Genomic DNA, 16,202 nt, shown 5'->3' with positions numbered 1-16,202 from the left:
CCGACATGCCGGAAGGTCTGCAGATCAAGGAAGGGCCGTACGGGCGCGGCGTCTTCGCCACGCGCGACTTCGCGGAGGGCGAGACGCTCGAGCACTGCCCGACGCTCGAGCTGCCCGGTGACGAGGTCGTCGGCCAGCTCGGCGACTACGTCTTCGGCTCCAACGAGAACGAGGACGATGTGATCCTCCTGCTCGGCTACGGCATGCTCTACAACCACTCCTCCGAGCCGAACTGCGAGTACATCCAGGAAGCGCCGCGGGTGATCATGTTCCAGACGCTCCGGCCCGTGAAGGCCGGCGAGGAGCTGTTCATCGACTACGGCGAGGAATGGTGGTCGACGCGCAACCGGGAGCCCGACTGATGAGCGACGCCGACGCCCGCCAAGACCTGCTCGACGCCCTCTCGGAGGGCATCGACGAGCTCGGGCTGGCGCTCACCACGCTCGGCGAGGCCTACGAGCTGCTGGACGAGCGCAGCCAGGACCGGCTCGAGGACGACCTCTTCGGCCCCGTCCAGAAGGCCTACGGCCGCGCACAGCGCACCTACAACGCGTTCGCGGAACGCCGCTCGCTGCCCACCCGCACGTGGACCGAGCCCTCCCCGGGCACGCACGTGCGTGACCCGCGGGTCTACCTCGAGCGCGCCATCGAGGCGATCGCGGAGGGCGAGGAGCGCCTGATCGAGCTCCAGGACTCGATGATGCCCGTCACGTACGGGGACCCTGAGCTGCGGGCCGGCCTCGCCGACGTCCGCGCGCTGGTCGCCCAGGCCCGCGGGGCCTCGGACGGCTTCATGCGCACGCTCGGGCGATGAAGGCGTCGAGCTCGGCGCGGGTCGGGAGGCCGTCGGAGTCGCCCGCACTCGTCGTGGCCAGCGCGCCCACCGCCGCGGCGCGCTGGAGCGCCGCCGCCGGGTCGAGGCCGTCGAGGCCGGCGGAGATCAGGCCCGCGGCGAAGCCGTCGCCCGCGCCGACCGTGTCGACGGTGTCCACGTCGAACGCGCCCGCCGTGTGGTGCGCGCCGTCGGCGGTGAACAGCTCCGCACCGCGCGCGCCGCACTTGACCGCCACCAGCTGGACGCCGCGCTCGAGGTAGAAGGCCGCGATGCCGGCGGCGTCGGGTGCGCCGGTCAGGAGCTCGCCCTCGGTCAGGCCCGGCAGGACCCAGTGCGAGCGGGTGGCGAGCCCGTTGATCTCGCGCACCATCTCCGCCTCGCTGCCCCAGAGGACCGGCCGCAGGTTCGGGTCGAACGAGATCGTCCCCGTCGCGACCTCCACCGCGCGGGCGGCGAACGCGCGTGCCGTGTCGGAGAGCGCGAGCGGGATGCCGGTCACGTGCAGGTGGCGCGCGGCGCGCACGTAGGCGTCGGTCGCGGGCGAAGGGGCCAGCCGCGTGCCGGACGAGCCGCGCCGGAAATAGTGCGTCTCCGGGTCGCCCCCACCGGCGTGCGCCTTCAGCTGGAACGCGGTCGGCGCGTCGCGGTCGGTCTCGATCATCGACGCGTCCACGCCCGCGTCGGCGATCGCCGCGCGCACGAAGCGCCCGAACGGGTCGTCCCCCACCCGGGTCACGTAGCCGGCCGTATGCCCGAGCCGCGCGAGCCCGATCGCCACGTTGACCTCCGCGCCCGCGAGGATGCGCTCGTAGCGGCTCACGCTCGCCAGGTCGCCCTCGTCCAGGGCGACGAACGTGGCGAGCGCCTCGCCGAACGTCACGGCGTCAAGCAAGCGAGCGGTAGAGCTCCGAGGTCTGCTGGGCGATCGCGGGCCAGGAGAAGGACTCGATCGCCCGCTGGCGGCCGGCCCGCCCCATCGCCTTCGCGCGCTCCGGATCCGCGATCAGCGTGTTGACGCGCTCGGCGAAGTCCGCGGCGAACTTGGCCGGATCGCGCGGCGCGCCCGTGCCGTCTTCGCCGGGCTCGATCGGGACCAGGAAGCCGGTCTCGTCGTCCACGACGACTTCGACGATCCCGCCCGTCGCGGTGGCCACGACCGCGGCCTCGCACGCCATCGCCTCGAGGTTGACGATCCCCAGCGGCTCGTAGATCGACGGGCAGGCGAACACGGTCGCCTGGCTGAGCAGCTGGATGACCTCGGGCTTCGGGATCATCTCCTGGATCCAGAACACGCCCTCCCGCGTGGCCTTGAGCTCCTCCACGCGGCGCGCGATCTCGGCGCCGAGCTCCGGCGTGTCGGGCGAGCCCGCGCAGAGCACGAGCTGCGCATCCGGCGCGAACTGCTTGACCGCTTCCAGCAGGTAGACGACGCCCTTCTGGCGCGTGATCCGGCCGACGAACACGACGGACGGCTTGCCCGGGTCGATGCCGTACTTCTCCAGCACGTCGGTGCCGGTGTCGGGCTGGTACTCGTCGGTGTCGATCCCGTTGTAGATCACGTGCACGCGATCCGGGTCGATGTCCGGGTACACGCGCAGGATGTCGCCGCGCGTGCCGTTGGACACCGCGATCACCGCGTCCGCGTGCTCGAGCGCGGTCTTCTCGGCGTACGACGACAGGCGGTAGCCGCCGCCGAGCTGCTCCTCCTTCCACGGCCGCAGCGGCTCGAGCGAGTGCACGGTCGCGACGTGCGGGATGCCCCACACGAGCTTCGCGAGATGGCCGCCGTACTGCGCGTACCAGGTGTGCGTGTGCGCGAGCTCGGCGCCCTGGGCCTTCGCGGCCATCGTCAGGTCGATCGACAGCGACCGCAGCGCCGCGAGCTCCGGCGCGTCGCCCGACAGCGCTTCCCAGGCCGCGTGCGACACGTCCCCCACGCCCCACGCGTGCACGGTGACGTCCTCGAACGCGCGCAGCTCGCGCGCCAGGTACTCGACGTGCACGCCCGCTCCGCCGTAGACCTCCGGCGGGTACTCGCGGGTCATCAGCGCCACCCTCATTCCGTGACCCGCATGCCCTTCGGCACGACCACGATGCCGCCCGCGGACACGTGGAAGCGCTCGGCGTCCTTGGCCGGATCGACGCCGATCTCCACGCCCTCGCCGACGTAGACGTTCTTGTCGAGGATCGCGCGCCGGACGACCGCGTTGCGCGCGATCTCCGTCTCGTGCATGACGATCGAGTCCTCCACGAGCGAGTAGGAGTGCACGTGCGCGAGCGGCGACAGGATCGAGCGGCGCACGGTGCCGCCGCTGATCACCACGCCGGCGCAGACCATCGAGTCGATCGCCTGGCCGCGCCGGTTCTCCTCGTCGAACACGAACTTCGCGGGCTGCGTGATCCCCGGCCACGTGTGGATGGGCCAGTCGTGGTTGTACATGTTGAAGATCGGGTGGACCGAGATCAGGTCCATGTGCGCGTCGTAGTAGGCGTCGATGGTGCCGACGTCGCGCCAGTAGCCGCGGTCGCGCTCGGTCGCGCCGGGAACCTCGTTGGTCGAGAAGTCGTAGACCTGCGCGTCGCCCTGCTCGACCAGCGCCGGGATGATGTTGCCGCCGATGTCGTGCTTGGACGTCTCGTCGGCGGCGTCCGCGGACACGGTGTTGATCAGCGCCTCGGTCGAGAAGATGTAGTTGCCCATCGAGGCGAAGACCTCGTCGGGCGAGTCCGGCAGCCCGACGGCGTCCTTGGGCTTCTCGCGGAAGCGCGCGATGTCGCGCCCGTTCGCGGCGGTCTCGATCACGCCGAACTGGTCGGCCTGCTCGATCGGCGCGCGCAGCGCCGCGACGGTCACGCCCTTGCCCGAGGCGATGTGCTGCTCGAGCATCTGGCGCGGATCCATGCGGTAGATGTGGTCGGCGCCGAAGACGATGATGTGCTCCGGGCGCTCGTCGGCGATCAGGTTGTAGTTCTGATAGATCGCGTCCGCGCTGCCGACGAACCAGCGCGGCCCGAGCCGCATCTGCGCCGGCACCGGCGTGACGTAGTTGCCCAGCAGCGGCGACAGACGCCACGTGGTGGTGACGTGCCGGTCGAGCGAGTGGCTCTTGTACTGCGTCAGCACCACGATCTGATGGAAGTTCGCGTTGACGAGGTTCGAGAGCGCGAAGTCGATCAGCCGATAGTTGCCGCCGAACGGCACGGCGGGCTTGGCACGGTCGGCGGTCAGCGGCGCGAGTCGTTTGCCCTCGCCGCCGGCCAGCACCATGGTCAGGACTTTGCTCATCCGAGGATCCCCCGTGCCTCTTCGATGATCTGCTGCAAGTGGTCTTCGCCCTTCAGGCTCTCCGCGTACAGCTTGTAGATGTCCTCGGTACCCGATGGGCGCGCCGCGAACCAGCCACTCTCGGTGACGACCTTCACGCCGCCGATCGGGGCATCGTTGCCGGGGGCGCGCGTGAGCTTGGCCGCGATGGGATCCCCTGCCAGCTCCGTGGCGCTGATGTCCTCCGGGTTCAGCGCGAGCAGCTTCTCCTTGCGCTCGGCGTCGATCGGCGAGTCCACCCGCTTGTAGGCGGGCGCGCCGTGGCGCTCGGTGAGCTCGGTGTAGTGCTGCCCCGGGTCCTTGCCGGTCGTGGCCGTGATCTCCGCTGCCAGCAGCGCGAGCAGCAGACCGTCCTTGTCGGTGGACCAGGGCGTGCCGTCCCTGCGCAAGAACGAGGCGCCGGCGCTCTCCTCGCCGCCGAACCCGAGCGTGCCGTCGATCAGGCCGTCGACGAACCACTTGAAGCCGACCGGCACCTCGACGAGCGTGCGGCCGAGCTCGCGCGCGACGAGGTCGATCATCGTGCTGGACACCAGGGTCTTGCCGATCCCGACGTCCTGCCCCCAGTCGCGCGCGCCACCGAACAGGTAGTGGATCGCGACCGCGAGATAGTGGTTCGGGTTCATCAGGCCGGAGGTGGGCGTGACGATCCCGTGGCGGTCGGCGTCCGGGTCGCAGGCGACGGCCACGTCGAAGCGGTCCCGGTACTCGATCAGCCCGCTCATCACGTACGGGCTCGAGCAGTCCATCCGGATCTTGCCGTCGTGGTCGAGCGGGACGAAGCGGAACGTCGGGTCGACCTCCTCGTTGACCACCTCGAGGTTGAGCTGGTGGCGCTCCGCGATCGCCTTGAAGTACGCGACCGACGCGCCGCCGAGCGGTTCCACGCCGATGTGCACGTTCGCCTCACGGATGGCGTCGATGTCGATGACGTTCGGCAGGTCGTCGACGTACGCGGACACATAGTCGTGCGGCGTCGTCTGCGGATCGGCCGTCTCGACCTCGGCCTCGAGCAGCTCGTTCGCGATCCGCTCGATCTGCTTGGTGATGTCCGTGCCGGCCGGGCCGCCCGACGGCGGGTTGTACTTGTAGCCGCCGTCCTCGGGCGGGTTGTGGCTCGGCGTGAGCACGATGCCGTCACTGCCGGGGTGCGTGAGGATCGCGTGGCTGAGCGCGGGCGTGGGCGTGTAGCCGCCGTCGGCGTCGACGCGCACGTCCAGGCCGTGCGCGCTGAAGACGCTGATCGCCGTGTGGAACGCGGGCTCCGAGAGCGCGTGCGTGTCGCGCGCGACGAACAGCGGCCCGGTGATCCCCTCCGCTTTTCGGTGGCGCGCGATCGCCTCGCTGATGGCCTTCACGTGCGCTTCGGTGAACGTGCCCTTGAGGGACGTGCCGCGATGGCCGGACGTCCCGAAGGCGACCGGGCCGGACGGTGGACGGTGGTACGCGGCGATCAGCTCGTCGAGATCGACGAGCTGCGAGGCGCCTGGACGGCTTCCGGCGGAAGGGCTCACGCGGCGAACGATTACACGTGCAGCGCTAGGGTGCGCGCATGCGGCAGCTCACGTCCCTCGACGCACAGTTCCTGGCACTGGAGAACGCGCGTCAGACGGGCCACGTGGGGAGCCTGGCGATGCTCGATCCGTCCACCGCGCCGGGCGGGTCGTTCGGGTGCGGAGAGGTCACGCAGCTGATTTCCGAGCGCGGCGCACAGCTTCCGCCGCTGCGCTGGCGGCTGGCGGAGGTGCCGCTCGGGCTCGACCATCCGTACTGGGTGGAGGAGGCCGAGATCGACCTCGGCTATCACGTGCGCGAGATGGCGCTCGCGTCGCCGGGCACCGATCAGCAGCTCGCCGACCAGGTGGCGCGGATCATGGCGCGGCCGCTGGACCGCGCGCGGCCGTTGTGGGAGCTGTACGTGATCGAGGGCCACGAGTCGGGGCTCGTGGCCGTGCTCACCAAGATCCATCACGCCGTGATCGACGGGCTATCCGGCGCCGAGATCATGGCCCTGCTGCTGGATCTGACGCCCGAGGGGCGCGAGGTGGAGCCGCCCGAGGAGGACCTGGCGGACCCGTCGCCCTCGACGCTGCAGATGCTCGGGCTCGGGCTGCTGGGCGTGCCGCGCTACCCGCTGCGGATGCTGCGCGCGATCCCGAAGGCGATCCCGAACCTGGACCAGACCGCGTTCGGCGTCCTCCCCGGGATGGGGACGGTCTCGCGCGTGGCGGCGATGCTCCTGCGCGACGGCGTCGACCGGCCCGAGCTGGTGGCGCCGAAGACCAAGTTCAGCGGGCGCATCTCGCCGCACCGGCGGTTCGCGTTCGGGCAGATCGAGCTGGACGCGGTCAAGGCCGCCAAGGACAAGCATCAGACCACGGTCAACGACGTCGTGGTGAGCGTGTGCGCGGGCGCGGTGCGGCGGTGGCTGATCGCGCACGACGACCTGCCGGAGGCGCCGCTGGTGGCACAGGTGCCGGTCAGCGTCCGCACGGGCGACGAGTTCGGCACGTTCGGCAACCGGATCCTGCTGATGGCGGCGCCGCTGTACACCGACATCGCCGACCCGGTGGAGCGGCTGCAACGGACGCACGAAGCGCTGGCGGACATGAAGGAGCGCCGCGGCGCGCTGCCCGCGATGCTGCTGCGCGACGCGAACAACTTCATCCCGCCGGCCGTCTTCGCGCGCGCGGCGCGGCTGACGTTCGCGTACTCGACGTCGCGGCCCGGGCGGTCGGCCTGGAACCTCGTCATCTCCAACGTGCCCGGCCCGCAGTTCCCGCTCTACATGGCGGGCGCGAAGCTGGTGGCGAACTACCCGGTCTCGGTGATCCTGGACGGCATGGGCCTCAACATCACCGTCATGTCGTACATGGGCCACATGGACTTCGGGATCGTCGCCGACCGCGACCAGATGCCGGACGTGGACACGCTGCTCGACTACATCCGCGAGGAGCTGGAGGCGCTGTGAGCGAGAACCTGCGCGACGTCGAGGAGGGCGTGACGCGCGACCTGCGCGGGCGCCAGACGTACGCCGGCTATCTGCACCTGGAACGGCTGTTGGACGCACAGCACCCGCTGTCGCAGCCCGAGCACCACGACGAGCTGCTGTTCATCATCCAGCACCAGACGAGCGAGCTGTGGATGCGGCTGATCATCCACGAGCTGGACGCGGTGCTGAGCGCGCTCGCGATCGACGACCTCGGGCCGGCGCAGAAAGGGCTCGCGCGCGTCAAGCAGATCCAACGCCAGCTGTTCGAGCAGTGGGGCGTGCTCGCGACGCTGACGCCGTCCGAGTACGTGAAGTTCCGCGGTGTGCTCGGGGACGCGAGCGGGTTCCAGTCGTTGCAGTACCGGATCATCGAGTTCCAGCTCGGCAACAAGAACCGGCAGATGCTCGCGGTCTTCCGGCACTCCGACGAGGACCTCGCGCGGCTGGCGGCGGTGCTCGAGGCGCCGTCGCTGTACGACGCGTTCCTCGGCCACCTCGCGCGGCGCGACTACCCGGTGCCGGCGGATCTGCTGACGCGGGACTTCTCCGAGCCGCACCGGCGGCGCGAGGACCTGATCCCCGTGTTCAAGGCGATCTACGACGCGCCCAAGCGCGACTGGGAGGCCTACGAGCTGTGCGAGGAGCTCGTGGACGTCGAGGAGAGCTTCCAGCTGTGGCGCTTCCGGCACATGAAGACCGTCCAGCGGATCATCGGCTACAAGCGTGGGACGGGCGGGTCGTCCGGCGTGGGGTTCCTGCGTGCGGCGCTGGACCTCACGTTCTTCCCGGAGCTGCTGGACGTCAGGACGGAGATCGGGCGCTGAAGAAGCGGCCGAGCGCGTCGCCGACGGCGTGCGGGTCGTTCTCCATCGGGATGTGGCCGGCGCGCGGGATGCGGACGAGCTCGCAGGCCGGGACCTCCGCGGCGAAGCGCTCGGCGTAGCTGACCGGCTGGAACGCGTCGTCCTCGCCCCACACGAGCCGCTTCGGCGCCTCGGACTCGCGCAGCGCGGGCATCAGCGCCTCGGTGTATTTCGAGTCCGCCGCGCCGGCCAGGGCGAGCCAGGACCGCGCACGCCGCTCGTCACGCCACGGGGACAGGTAGTCGTCGAGCTCGCCGTCCGCGAACGGGCGCGCGATCGCGGCCGTGATCGCCGTCTCGCGCCACGACAGCAACTCCTCGACGCTCACCGCCGCGGCCACCTCCGGGTCGCGGAAGCGCTTGACGCCGGGCACGGGCCACGAGTCGTAGGTGACGGAGTTCACGAGCGCGAAGCGCGGCACCGCCCGCCCGCCATGGACGGCCAGATGCTGGGTGACCGCGCCGCCGATGTCGTGCCCCGCGACCAGCAGCTCGTCACCGGCCTCGAGCGCGTCGGCGAAGCGCTCGACCCACGTGGCGAGCGCCGGGACCGCGCCGGTCTCGAGCGTCAGCTGCCCGCCGGAGCGCCCGGCGCCCGGCAGGTCGACCGCCACGGCGCGCAGCCCGTGCCCGGCGAGCGTGTCCAGCACGGGCTCCCACACCCGGCTCCAATACGTGCCGTGCAGCAGCAGGAGGAGCGGGCCCTCACCCGCGCTCAAGAAGCTGATGCGGGTGCCGTCGACCGTGATCTCCGTGCGCATGGCTGGAGCCTGTCGAGCGCCGCCCATGGGTGCCACTCCAGTCCGTGGCCTCGAGATCGCGGATGGTGATGTCGACGGCCGCGGGCCGGAGCCCGCGGCCGTTCAACACCTACGGCTTGAAGTCGATCCAGGCGGCGGCGACCTTCGAGTCAAGATCCACGCCGTCGGTCGCCCATACCTGGAGTCGGTACCGAGCGGCCTTGTCCCGCAAACGCGCGGGCAGGTTCACGTTGACGTTCAACGTCCCCGGCTCGCTCACCACGACGCGTTTGGTCGCGACGATCTTCTTGCCCTTCTTGAGCCGCGCCGTGACGGTGACCGGCTCCTCGACCGTGACCCGCGCGCGGGCGCCCGTGTCGGTCGCGGTCGCCCGCACGAGCTTGAGCGTCGGCGGGACGTTGTCGCCCTCCTCCCACGCCGTCGGTGCGGTCGTGTCGTTGGGCAGCGCGTTGGGGTCCGGCGGCTCCTCGCCCGTCTCCCACGGCTTGCCCGGATCGACCGGCGGACCGGGGTCCGTCGTTCCCACCTCGACCGTGCCGTTCATGCCTTCCGGCGTGAGCCCGGCATGGATCGAGCAGTAGAAGAACCAGGAACCCGGAGCGTCCACGACCTGGCTGACCGTCGGGGTCTCGAAAGAGATGCCGAGCCGCGTGCCCGGCGCGGACGTGCCGGGCGGAACGACCCACACGTCGTGGGTGGCCGCGCGCGGGTTCCCCGGCTGGGTCAGCCGCCACGTGACGGTATCCCCGACCTGCGCCGGGATCGTCTTCGGCCAGAACACCGACTTGTACGTCGGCGAGTCGTAGGCCTGGATGAACCGCTCGACCGCGGCGTTCGCGGTCGCGGCCGGCATCAGGGCGAAGGCCAGCAGCGTGGCCACGAGCAGACGAAGCCTCATGCCACGACCTCCATCTGCCCCATCATCGACATGTCGCCGTGCTCGGCGGCGTGACAGTGGAAGACGTACCTTCCGGGGAAGTAGTCGAAGTACGGCATCACGACCACGGTCTCGTTCGGATAGACCGCCACCGTGTCCTTCCACCCCTGATCGGCCGGATGCGGCGTCTTGCCGTTCATGCTGACGATCTTGAAGTGGTAGCCGTGGATGTGCATCGGGTGCGTGCGGTTGGACAGGTTGCGCCACGTCCACAGCTCGGTCGAGCCCTGCCGCGGGCGGCAGTCGATCCGCATCTCGCTGAACCCGCCGCCGCCGATCTGCCACACCGACGCGCCGCCGGCCAGGCCCTGGAACGTCAACGGCCACGAACGCTCCGCGTTGGGCTCGGGCAGCTCGTCGTCCTCGCGCATCAGCTTCGGGATCCGCGCCTCCTCGGCGGTGCCGCGCACGACGTCGAAGCGCATGACGGCGCTCGTCGACGGCTCGCCGCCCTGGTTGTGGAGGATGACCTTCGAGCCGACGCCGAACTGGCGGAAGTCGACGATCACGTCCACGCGCTCGGCGGGCTCCATCGGGATGATCTTGCGCTTGACCGGCGCCGGCAGCAGGCCGCCGTCGGAGCCGATCTGGATCATGTCCCGGTCGTTGCCGAGCACCAGGTTGTAGGCGCGCGCGTTGGACGCGTTCAGGAACCGCAGCCGGTACAGACGCCGCTCGACCTTCATCCGCGGCGCGACCGCGCCGTTGACGAGGATCGTGTCGCCGCGGAAGCCGCGGTCCAGGTCCAGCCGGTAGCGGAAGGACCCGTCCTTGTTGAACGAGCGGTCCGTGATCATCAGCGGGACGTCGAAGTCGCCCTGCGGCAGATCCAGGTGGTTGTCGTCGGGATCGTCGAGCAGGTAGAACGCCGCGAGCCCGGCGAACAGCGTCTGCGCCGTCTCGCCGTGCGCGTGATCGTGGTACCAGAGCGTCGAGGAGTGGGCGACGTTCGGATACTTGTACAGCCGCTCCTCACCCGCCGGGATCGCGTCGTGCGGATGCCCGTCGTACTGCGGCATCGTCACGCCGCCGTGCAGGTGCACGTTGAGCGAGCGGTTGGTGCGGTTGCGCTGGAGGATCTGCACCTCACGCCCGCGGCGCGCCCGGACCGTCGGGCCGGGGAAGCTGCCGTTGTAGCCGAGGATCGGCGTCTCGTACCCGGGCAGGATCTCCGCCATGCCGGGCTGCATGTCCATCACGTACTCCTCGAGCTTCTTGCTCGAGCGCACGGGCCGGGCGACCGCCGGGATCGGGACGTCCCGCTGGAACGGCTCGAACGGCCCCGACGCGGCGGAGCGCAGCGCGGCGCTGGTCTTGCCGCGCGCGGCGCGAGCCCGCTTGTCGAAGTCGAACGAGCACACCAGCGCGAGGCTTGAAGCCCCGTAGTACATCGCCGAGCGGCGCGTGATGCCGTCGCGTTCGAAGTCCATCACACGCGCCCCTTCTTGACCTTCGTGCCCTTCAAGGTGATCGTCCGTGTCGTGGTGGTCGTCCCGATCGGCCCGGCGAGCGTGAGCGTGAGCGTCACCGGCAGGGACTTCGTGTAGTTCTTGAGCGCTTTTCGCGCCTGCGCGTTCGGTTTCAGCCGGACCGTGAAGCGCCCGAACTGGTTGCACGTCGCGGCAGCGGCCGAGATCTCGAACGTGCTCTGCTGGCGGACCTTCACCCGCAGGCGCTTCGCGGCCAGCTGGTTGCCGACGTTCATCGTCAGCTCGCCCGTGCCCGCGGACACGCAGCGCGCCGTGATGGTGAGCTTGCCCTCGAGGAACCGCGCCACGGTCATCTGCGCGTGCTTGGGCTTGTCGATCGCCGCCCAAGGCTTGGGCACCTTGGCCGGGACCGTGTCGCGCGGCGGCTCAGGCGTCGCCGTCGGCGTGGGGGTCGGCTCCTCCCCGGAACTCACGACCACGCTGCCCGTCATCTCCGCCGGGTGCGTGGAGCAGATGAACGTGTATGTGCCGGGCGTGTCGAACTTGCATTCACCCGACCAGCCCGCCGGCTGCGCGAACTGCGGCAGTGGCGGGGCCGGGCCGACGACGAGGCCGGTCTTCTGCACGCACGAGGTCGGTGCCTGCGCGAAGACGACGTTGTGCACGTTCGTGCCGGCGCCCACGGGGAAGCTGAAGTCCACCGTGCTGCCCGGAGCGACCGTGACCGAGTTGTCGGCCGGGTCCGAGCTCGCCGCGTCCTGGAACCAGTTCTTGAACGGCTCCGCGGTGTCGCGCGCGACGATGCCCGGTCGTGTCGGCTCGGTCGTCGGGGTCGCGGTCGGCGTCTGCGTGGGCGTCTGGGTCGCCGTGGCCGTCGGCGTCGGCGTCGGCTCACCCGTGGCCGGGACGACCACGACCGTGCCCGTCATCTCCACCGGGTGCGAACCGCACACGAAGGAGTACGTGCCGGGGGTCGTGAACGTGCACTCGCCCTCCCAGCCGGGCGTCTGCGCGAAGTCCGGCATCGGGGACACCTGGTCGGCGTCCGGGACCGGGATCTGCGGCGACGACTTGGTCTTGATGCAGCTCGTCGGCTTGAGCGCCTCGCGGAAGTCGACGTTGTGGACGTTCGTCCCCGTCGGGTAGTCGAACGTGACCTTCCCGCCGGCCTGGATCGTCACCGAGTTGTCGTTGGTGTTCGAGCTCGACGCGTCCTGGAACCAGTTGCGGGCCGGGCTCGCCGTGTCGCGGGCGCTGATCTTGCCCGTGGTCGGCGCGGCCGTGACCGTCGGGGTGACGGTGACCGTCGGCGTCGGGGTCGCGTCCCCGTGCACGACGACGGTGCCCTTGAAGCCGTTCGGGTCCACGCCCGAGTGGAACGTGTAGGTCCCCGGCTTGGAGAACGTGCAGTGTCCGGCCCAGCCCGGGCCCTGCGTCCACCACGGGAGCGTGGTGCCGTGACCCCAGTTCGGGCCGGCCGTCTGCTCGCAGGTGTCCGGGACGAGGCTGCCGCGGTCCCAGACCACGTTGTACTCGCCGGTGCCGGCGGGGTAGCTGAAGTTCACGCGGCCGCCGGCGAGGATGTCGACGGTCCGGTCCTCCGGGTCGGTGGAGCCGGAGTCACGAAAGCCACTGTCGGAGACGACCATGTCGGCCGTCTGAACCGGGTCGGCGGCAGTGCCGAGCGCGAAGGCCGGCGCGGCGATGAGCGCGATCAGCGCGCAGAGGATCCAGGGCAGTGATCGCTTCATGGCGTGGTGGTGGAGAGCGTGAACGTCAGGGTCTTCGCGTACTTGCCGCCGCGCAGGGCGTCGGTCGTCGCGACGGGTTGCTGGAAGCCCAGCGTCACCGTTTCGTTGGCCACCGGCCCCGTCCAGCTGAATACGTTCAGCGGCGTGCCGGAGATCGCGCGGTAGGCCCCGTCGGGTCTCTCCGGGGTGGTGGCGCGGGCCCGCAACGCCTGCGGCATCACGGCCGGCCCGTTGACCAAGTGGCCGGGCGAGACCGTGGAGCGGTCGACGATGCTCAGCGCGGCGTCACCGGCGGTCGAGAGCACCTTGGCCGTCGTTGTCGCCGTGTAGGTCGCGGCGACACCCGGGATCATCGGCTCGAACGTGGCCGGCGTCCCGAGCGTGAGCCCGAGCGTCAGCGGCACCTCGGCGATGATGTCGATGTCTTCCTCGTCGCTGGGCAGCGGCGGGATCTCGACGTCGATCGTCTTGTTCACGCGCTCGCCGTCGGCGTAGACGACCGTCAGCGTCGCCTGCTGGGTCCCGTCGCGGCGGAACGCGTAGCTGACGTTGGTGCCGGTCGCGGTGCCGCCGTCCGAGAACGTCCACTCGTAGCTGACACCGCCGGAGCGGCCCACGTTGCAGTCGACGGTCGAGCTGTTGGGGCGGACCGCGCAGACCGGGTCCGGACCGGGCGTGTCGGTGCCGCCGGTGTAGCTGAAGCGCCACACGCCGGTCTGGCTGCCCAGGCCGAGGCGGCTGCCGGAGGCGGCCGCGACGTACAGCGCACCGTCGGCCCCGAAGTCGAGGTCGATCAGGCGGTGCGCGCCGAGCAGGCTCGCCGGGATGATCCCGTACAGGGAGTCCGCGGAGACGGGCTGGCCGCCCTCGTCCTCGGTCTCCGGGTCCATCAGCAGCGCGTGGCGCACGTTGCCCGAGCCGGCGAAGTCCGCGAGGAACCAGCGGCCTTCCCAGTAGGCGGGCCAGGCGCCGGCCTTGGCCTGCGCGGGGCGCCGGTAGGTGCCGCCGGTCACGATCGACTGGCCGCCGCCGAGCGCCCACGGGCAGTGCCGCGCGGTGTCGGCGCCGATGCTCGTGTTCGTGTCGTTGTAGACCGGCACGCCGTTGGCCTGACGCGCGAAGTCGTAGCAACCGCCCTGCGGGCCGTACCAGACGTTCGCGGCCTTCGGCGCGGGGATGTCGGAGAGGCCGGTGTTGAACCGAGAGTCGTTCGGAAGCGCCTTCGAGCAGTCCCAGAACGCGCCCTGGCCTTCGTTCTCACCGCCGGCGATCGTGCCGCGCGGCGTGTCGACCCGGCCGAGGTTGGCCGCGCCCCCGCCGCCGATCGCGCCGAGCGTCGAGCGGTAGCTGAAGCGGTTGCCGGCCGCGCAGTAGGGCCAGCCGTAGTTGCCGGCGCCGGTGATCTTCGCGGCGGTCTCGGTCTTCGCCGGACCCCACACGACCGAGTTGGCCTGCTGTTCGGTGCCCGACCATGCGGCGGAGATCTTGTCCGTCTCGGTGTCGATGTCCAGCGAGCGCAGGTCGGAGATGCCCATCGCGAACACCTCCGGCTTGGCCAGGCGGTTCTTGACCGCGTCGCTCGTCGGCGCGAACAGGTTCGGGCCGTTCGGAGCGTCCTCGCCCGGGATCGTGTACGTGGTGCCGTTGCCGGGGACGCTGCCGGGGCTCGCCAGCGGCTTGATTCGCAGCAGCTTGCCCTCGTAGGCGTTGGTGTTGGCCGCGGTCTGGCGCGCGTCGGCGAAGGAGAGCTCGCCGCCGCCGGGCGTCTCGTCGTGGTTGGCGCGCGGCTGGCCGTCGACCGGGACCGTGTAGTTCGGGTGGTCGTTGGTGTAGCCGCCGCGGTACGCGTTGGCGGCGCCCGAGATCGTGTCGCCGGTGCCGATGTACAGGTTGCCGTCGGAGTCGAAGTCCATCGAGCCGCCGACCCGGCAGCACGAGTAGACCTGCGTCATCCAGTGGAAGATGACCTTCTCGGACCCGGGCACGATCGCCTTGGTCGCGGGGTCGTAGGTGAAGCGCGACACGCGCCGCTCGCCCATGAGCGCCTTGCGGTCCAGGCCGGGGCCGAGCTGCTTGGCGGGATCGTTGGTGGCCGCGCCGCCCTCGCCCTTGTAGTACGGGTGGTACTGGACGTAGAGGTACGGACGGCCCGTCGTGAACTCGGGGTCGACGGCGAGGCCGAGGACGCCGTGCTCGGAGCCCTCCCCGCGCGCGCCGAAGACCGTCAGCTCGGCGACCTTGGCGATCTTGGCCGGGTTCTGGTCGTCGCTGCCGGCGACGTTGGGATCGAAGACGTGGATGGTGCCGCAGCCCTTGCCGACGTCCGCCGCCTGCCAGTCGACGACCTGCGGCATGCCGGCGAAGCAGCTCGCGCGGCCGGCGTAGAAGACGCGGCCGTCCTTCGCCATCGCGAGCGCGTCGATCTCACCCGTGTAGGAGGTCAGGCCCGCCGGGTTCGGCGGCGTCACGCGCGTCGCGGTGTAGTTGGCGTCGATCGTCGCCTTGCAGTTGCCGCGCGACATGCCCGCCGCCCACTGGATGGCGCCGAGCAGCTGGCGGGTGACCGCGTTCTGCTGATAGGCCGCGGCGGTGCCGCCGAGGGCCGTGTAGAACGAGCGGCCCTGGCCGACGTCGCGGCACCAGGAGACCGCGCGCTCTTGCTGGGGCTGGATGCGGTTCTCGCCGCCCGCGAAGCGGGTGACGGCGTCGTTGGTGACCGAGGTCCCGTCCGGCAGCGCGCCGAAGCGCACGCGCGCGACGGTGTGCACCTTGCCGGTGGGGTTCGCCGTCCACTTGTAGTACGCGTCCGTGTGGTCCTCCCACACCAGCGCGTTGCCGCGCGTGGCGGGGTGCACGCGGTCCAGGAACTCCACGTCCTGCGAGGTCGTGTCGACGCCCGCGGTGCGCTCGGCCCCGGTCAGGCCGATGAGCGTGTCGAAGAACGCCTCACCCTCCTCGAGCTTGGCCGTCTCGCCGATGCCGACGAAGCCGCCGCCGCCTTCGACGTACGTCCGCAGCGCCTCCTGCTGATCGACGTTGAGGACGTCGCCGGCGGAGTGCACGAACGTGACCGCGCGGTACTGCGCGAGGCCCTCCGGCGTGAACGCCGTGGCGGCGTTGGTCACGTCGACGCTGAAGCCGTTGGCGGTCGCCAGCGACTGGATCGCCGCCGCCGCGGGTGCGGTGGCGCCGTTGGTCGTACCGGCGGTGCCGGTGAACACGAGCACCTTGCCCGCGTCGGCCGCCGCGGGCGCCGCGCCGAGAAGGCACGTCGCCACGGTGGCCAGGGCGACGCGGAGCATCGCGCGC

The 16,202-nt window shown here is 70.8% G+C and carries 13 protein-coding genes; 4 read left to right on the top strand and 9 right to left on the bottom strand.

Going from position 1 to position 16,202, the window contains the following annotated elements:
• The first annotated feature begins 5 nt into the window (after positions 1-5).
• Both OJ962_RS03550 and OJ962_RS03545 read left to right on the top strand, forming a co-directional pair.
• Entirely contained in the window at positions 6-362 is a 357-nt protein-coding gene (locus tag OJ962_RS03550; protein WP_202952165.1) for an SET domain-containing protein-lysine N-methyltransferase, read from the top strand.
• Positions 362-814, top strand: coding sequence for a hypothetical protein (locus OJ962_RS03545; protein ID WP_202952164.1), 453 nt, complete (start codon positions 362-364; stop codon positions 812-814). Before OJ962_RS03550 ends, OJ962_RS03545 begins: the two co-directional genes overlap by 1 nt.
• On the opposite strand, the gene OJ962_RS03540 is transcribed toward OJ962_RS03545, so the two are convergent.
• The 4 genes from OJ962_RS03540 to pgm are packed head-to-tail and all read right to left on the bottom strand — an operon-like array spanning position 792 to position 5,674.
• Entirely contained in the window at positions 792-1,727 is a 936-nt protein-coding gene (locus OJ962_RS03540) for a sugar kinase (protein ID WP_202952163.1), read from the bottom strand. The two genes, OJ962_RS03545 and OJ962_RS03540, sit on opposite strands and share 23 nt — an antisense overlap.
• Positions 1,720-2,895, bottom strand: a complete 1,176-nt coding sequence (glgA, locus tag OJ962_RS03535; protein ID WP_202952162.1) for a glycogen synthase — start codon at positions 2,893-2,895, stop codon at positions 1,720-1,722. Before glgA ends, OJ962_RS03540 begins: the two co-directional genes overlap by 8 nt.
• Positions 2,892-4,121, bottom strand: a complete 1,230-nt coding sequence (gene glgC / locus OJ962_RS03530; protein ID WP_202952161.1) for a glucose-1-phosphate adenylyltransferase — start codon at positions 4,119-4,121, stop codon at positions 2,892-2,894. The genes glgA and glgC overlap by 4 nt, the downstream gene beginning before the upstream one ends.
• A complete protein-coding gene (gene pgm, locus OJ962_RS03525; protein WP_202952160.1) occupies positions 4,118-5,674 on the bottom strand; it encodes a phosphoglucomutase (alpha-D-glucose-1,6-bisphosphate-dependent) in 1,557 nt (518 codons plus the stop codon). The genes glgC and pgm overlap by 4 nt, the downstream gene beginning before the upstream one ends.
• A 38-nt stretch (positions 5,675-5,712) precedes the next feature.
• Here pgm and OJ962_RS03520 point away from each other — a divergent pair, with 38 nt between their 5' ends.
• Together OJ962_RS03520 and OJ962_RS03515 are read left to right on the top strand one after the other, a co-directional pair.
• The gene (locus OJ962_RS03520) at positions 5,713-7,131 is read left to right on the top strand and encodes a WS/DGAT/MGAT family O-acyltransferase (protein ID WP_202952159.1); all 1,419 of its coding nucleotides are present in this window, start codon (positions 5,713-5,715) and stop codon (positions 7,129-7,131) included.
• Complete coding sequence (locus OJ962_RS03515) at positions 7,128-7,976, top strand: tryptophan 2,3-dioxygenase (protein WP_202952158.1); 849 nt, start codon at positions 7,128-7,130, stop codon at positions 7,974-7,976. The genes OJ962_RS03520 and OJ962_RS03515 overlap by 4 nt, the downstream gene beginning before the upstream one ends.
• Here the strand turns inward: OJ962_RS03515 and OJ962_RS03510 are convergent.
• From OJ962_RS03510 to OJ962_RS03490, 5 genes are all read right to left on the bottom strand, one after another.
• Positions 7,954-8,775, bottom strand: a complete 822-nt coding sequence (locus OJ962_RS03510) for an alpha/beta fold hydrolase (RefSeq protein WP_202952157.1) — start codon at positions 8,773-8,775, stop codon at positions 7,954-7,956. The two genes, OJ962_RS03515 and OJ962_RS03510, sit on opposite strands and share 23 nt — an antisense overlap.
• Positions 8,776-8,884: 109 nt before the next feature.
• The gene (locus tag OJ962_RS03505) at positions 8,885-9,673 is read right to left on the bottom strand and encodes a cupredoxin domain-containing protein (protein WP_202952156.1); all 789 of its coding nucleotides are present in this window, start codon (positions 9,671-9,673) and stop codon (positions 8,885-8,887) included.
• On the bottom strand, positions 9,670-11,142 hold the full coding sequence (locus OJ962_RS03500) for a multicopper oxidase family protein (RefSeq protein ID WP_202952155.1): 1,473 nt from the start codon (positions 11,140-11,142) through the stop codon (positions 9,670-9,672). The genes OJ962_RS03505 and OJ962_RS03500 overlap by 4 nt, the downstream gene beginning before the upstream one ends.
• A complete protein-coding gene (locus OJ962_RS03495) occupies positions 11,142-12,893 on the bottom strand; it encodes a plastocyanin/azurin family copper-binding protein (RefSeq protein WP_202952154.1) in 1,752 nt (583 codons plus the stop codon). Before OJ962_RS03495 ends, OJ962_RS03500 begins: the two co-directional genes overlap by 1 nt.
• A complete protein-coding gene (locus OJ962_RS03490; RefSeq protein ID WP_270006183.1) occupies positions 12,890-16,195 on the bottom strand; it encodes a ThuA domain-containing protein in 3,306 nt (1,101 codons plus the stop codon). The genes OJ962_RS03495 and OJ962_RS03490 overlap by 4 nt, the downstream gene beginning before the upstream one ends.
• Positions 16,196-16,202 lie beyond the last annotated feature (7 nt).

Source organism: Solirubrobacter deserti (genome assembly GCF_027587175.1).
GTDB lineage: Bacteria > Actinomycetota > Thermoleophilia > Solirubrobacterales > Solirubrobacteraceae > Solirubrobacter > Solirubrobacter deserti.
Note: the sequence above shows the minus strand (reverse complement) of the source record. Positions and strands in the feature narration are given on the sequence as shown.

Excerpts from the sequence above, each read along its gene's own strand:
- OJ962_RS03550 (WP_202952165.1), top strand. The coding sequence starts at position 6 with ATGCCGGAAGGTCTGCAGATCAAGGAAGGGCCGTACGGGCGCGGCGTC.
- OJ962_RS03505 (WP_202952156.1), bottom strand. The coding sequence starts at position 9,673 with ATGAGGCTTCGTCTGCTCGTGGCCACGCTGCTGGCCTTCGCCCTGATG.
- glgA (WP_202952162.1), bottom strand. The coding sequence starts at position 2,895 with ATGAGGGTGGCGCTGATGACCCGCGAGTACCCGCCGGAGGTCTACGGC.
- OJ962_RS03520 (WP_202952159.1), top strand. The coding sequence starts at position 5,713 with ATGCGGCAGCTCACGTCCCTCGACGCACAGTTCCTGGCACTGGAGAAC.
- OJ962_RS03500 (WP_202952155.1), bottom strand. The coding sequence starts at position 11,142 with ATGGACTTCGAACGCGACGGCATCACGCGCCGCTCGGCGATGTACTAC.
- OJ962_RS03510 (WP_202952157.1), bottom strand. The coding sequence starts at position 8,775 with ATGCGCACGGAGATCACGGTCGACGGCACCCGCATCAGCTTCTTGAGC.
- glgC (WP_202952161.1), bottom strand. The coding sequence starts at position 4,121 with ATGAGCAAAGTCCTGACCATGGTGCTGGCCGGCGGCGAGGGCAAACGA.
- OJ962_RS03545 (WP_202952164.1), top strand. The coding sequence starts at position 362 with ATGAGCGACGCCGACGCCCGCCAAGACCTGCTCGACGCCCTCTCGGAG.
- OJ962_RS03490 (WP_270006183.1), bottom strand. The coding sequence starts at position 16,195 with ATGCTCCGCGTCGCCCTGGCCACCGTGGCGACGTGCCTTCTCGGCGCG.
- OJ962_RS03495 (WP_202952154.1), bottom strand. The coding sequence starts at position 12,893 with ATGAAGCGATCACTGCCCTGGATCCTCTGCGCGCTGATCGCGCTCATC.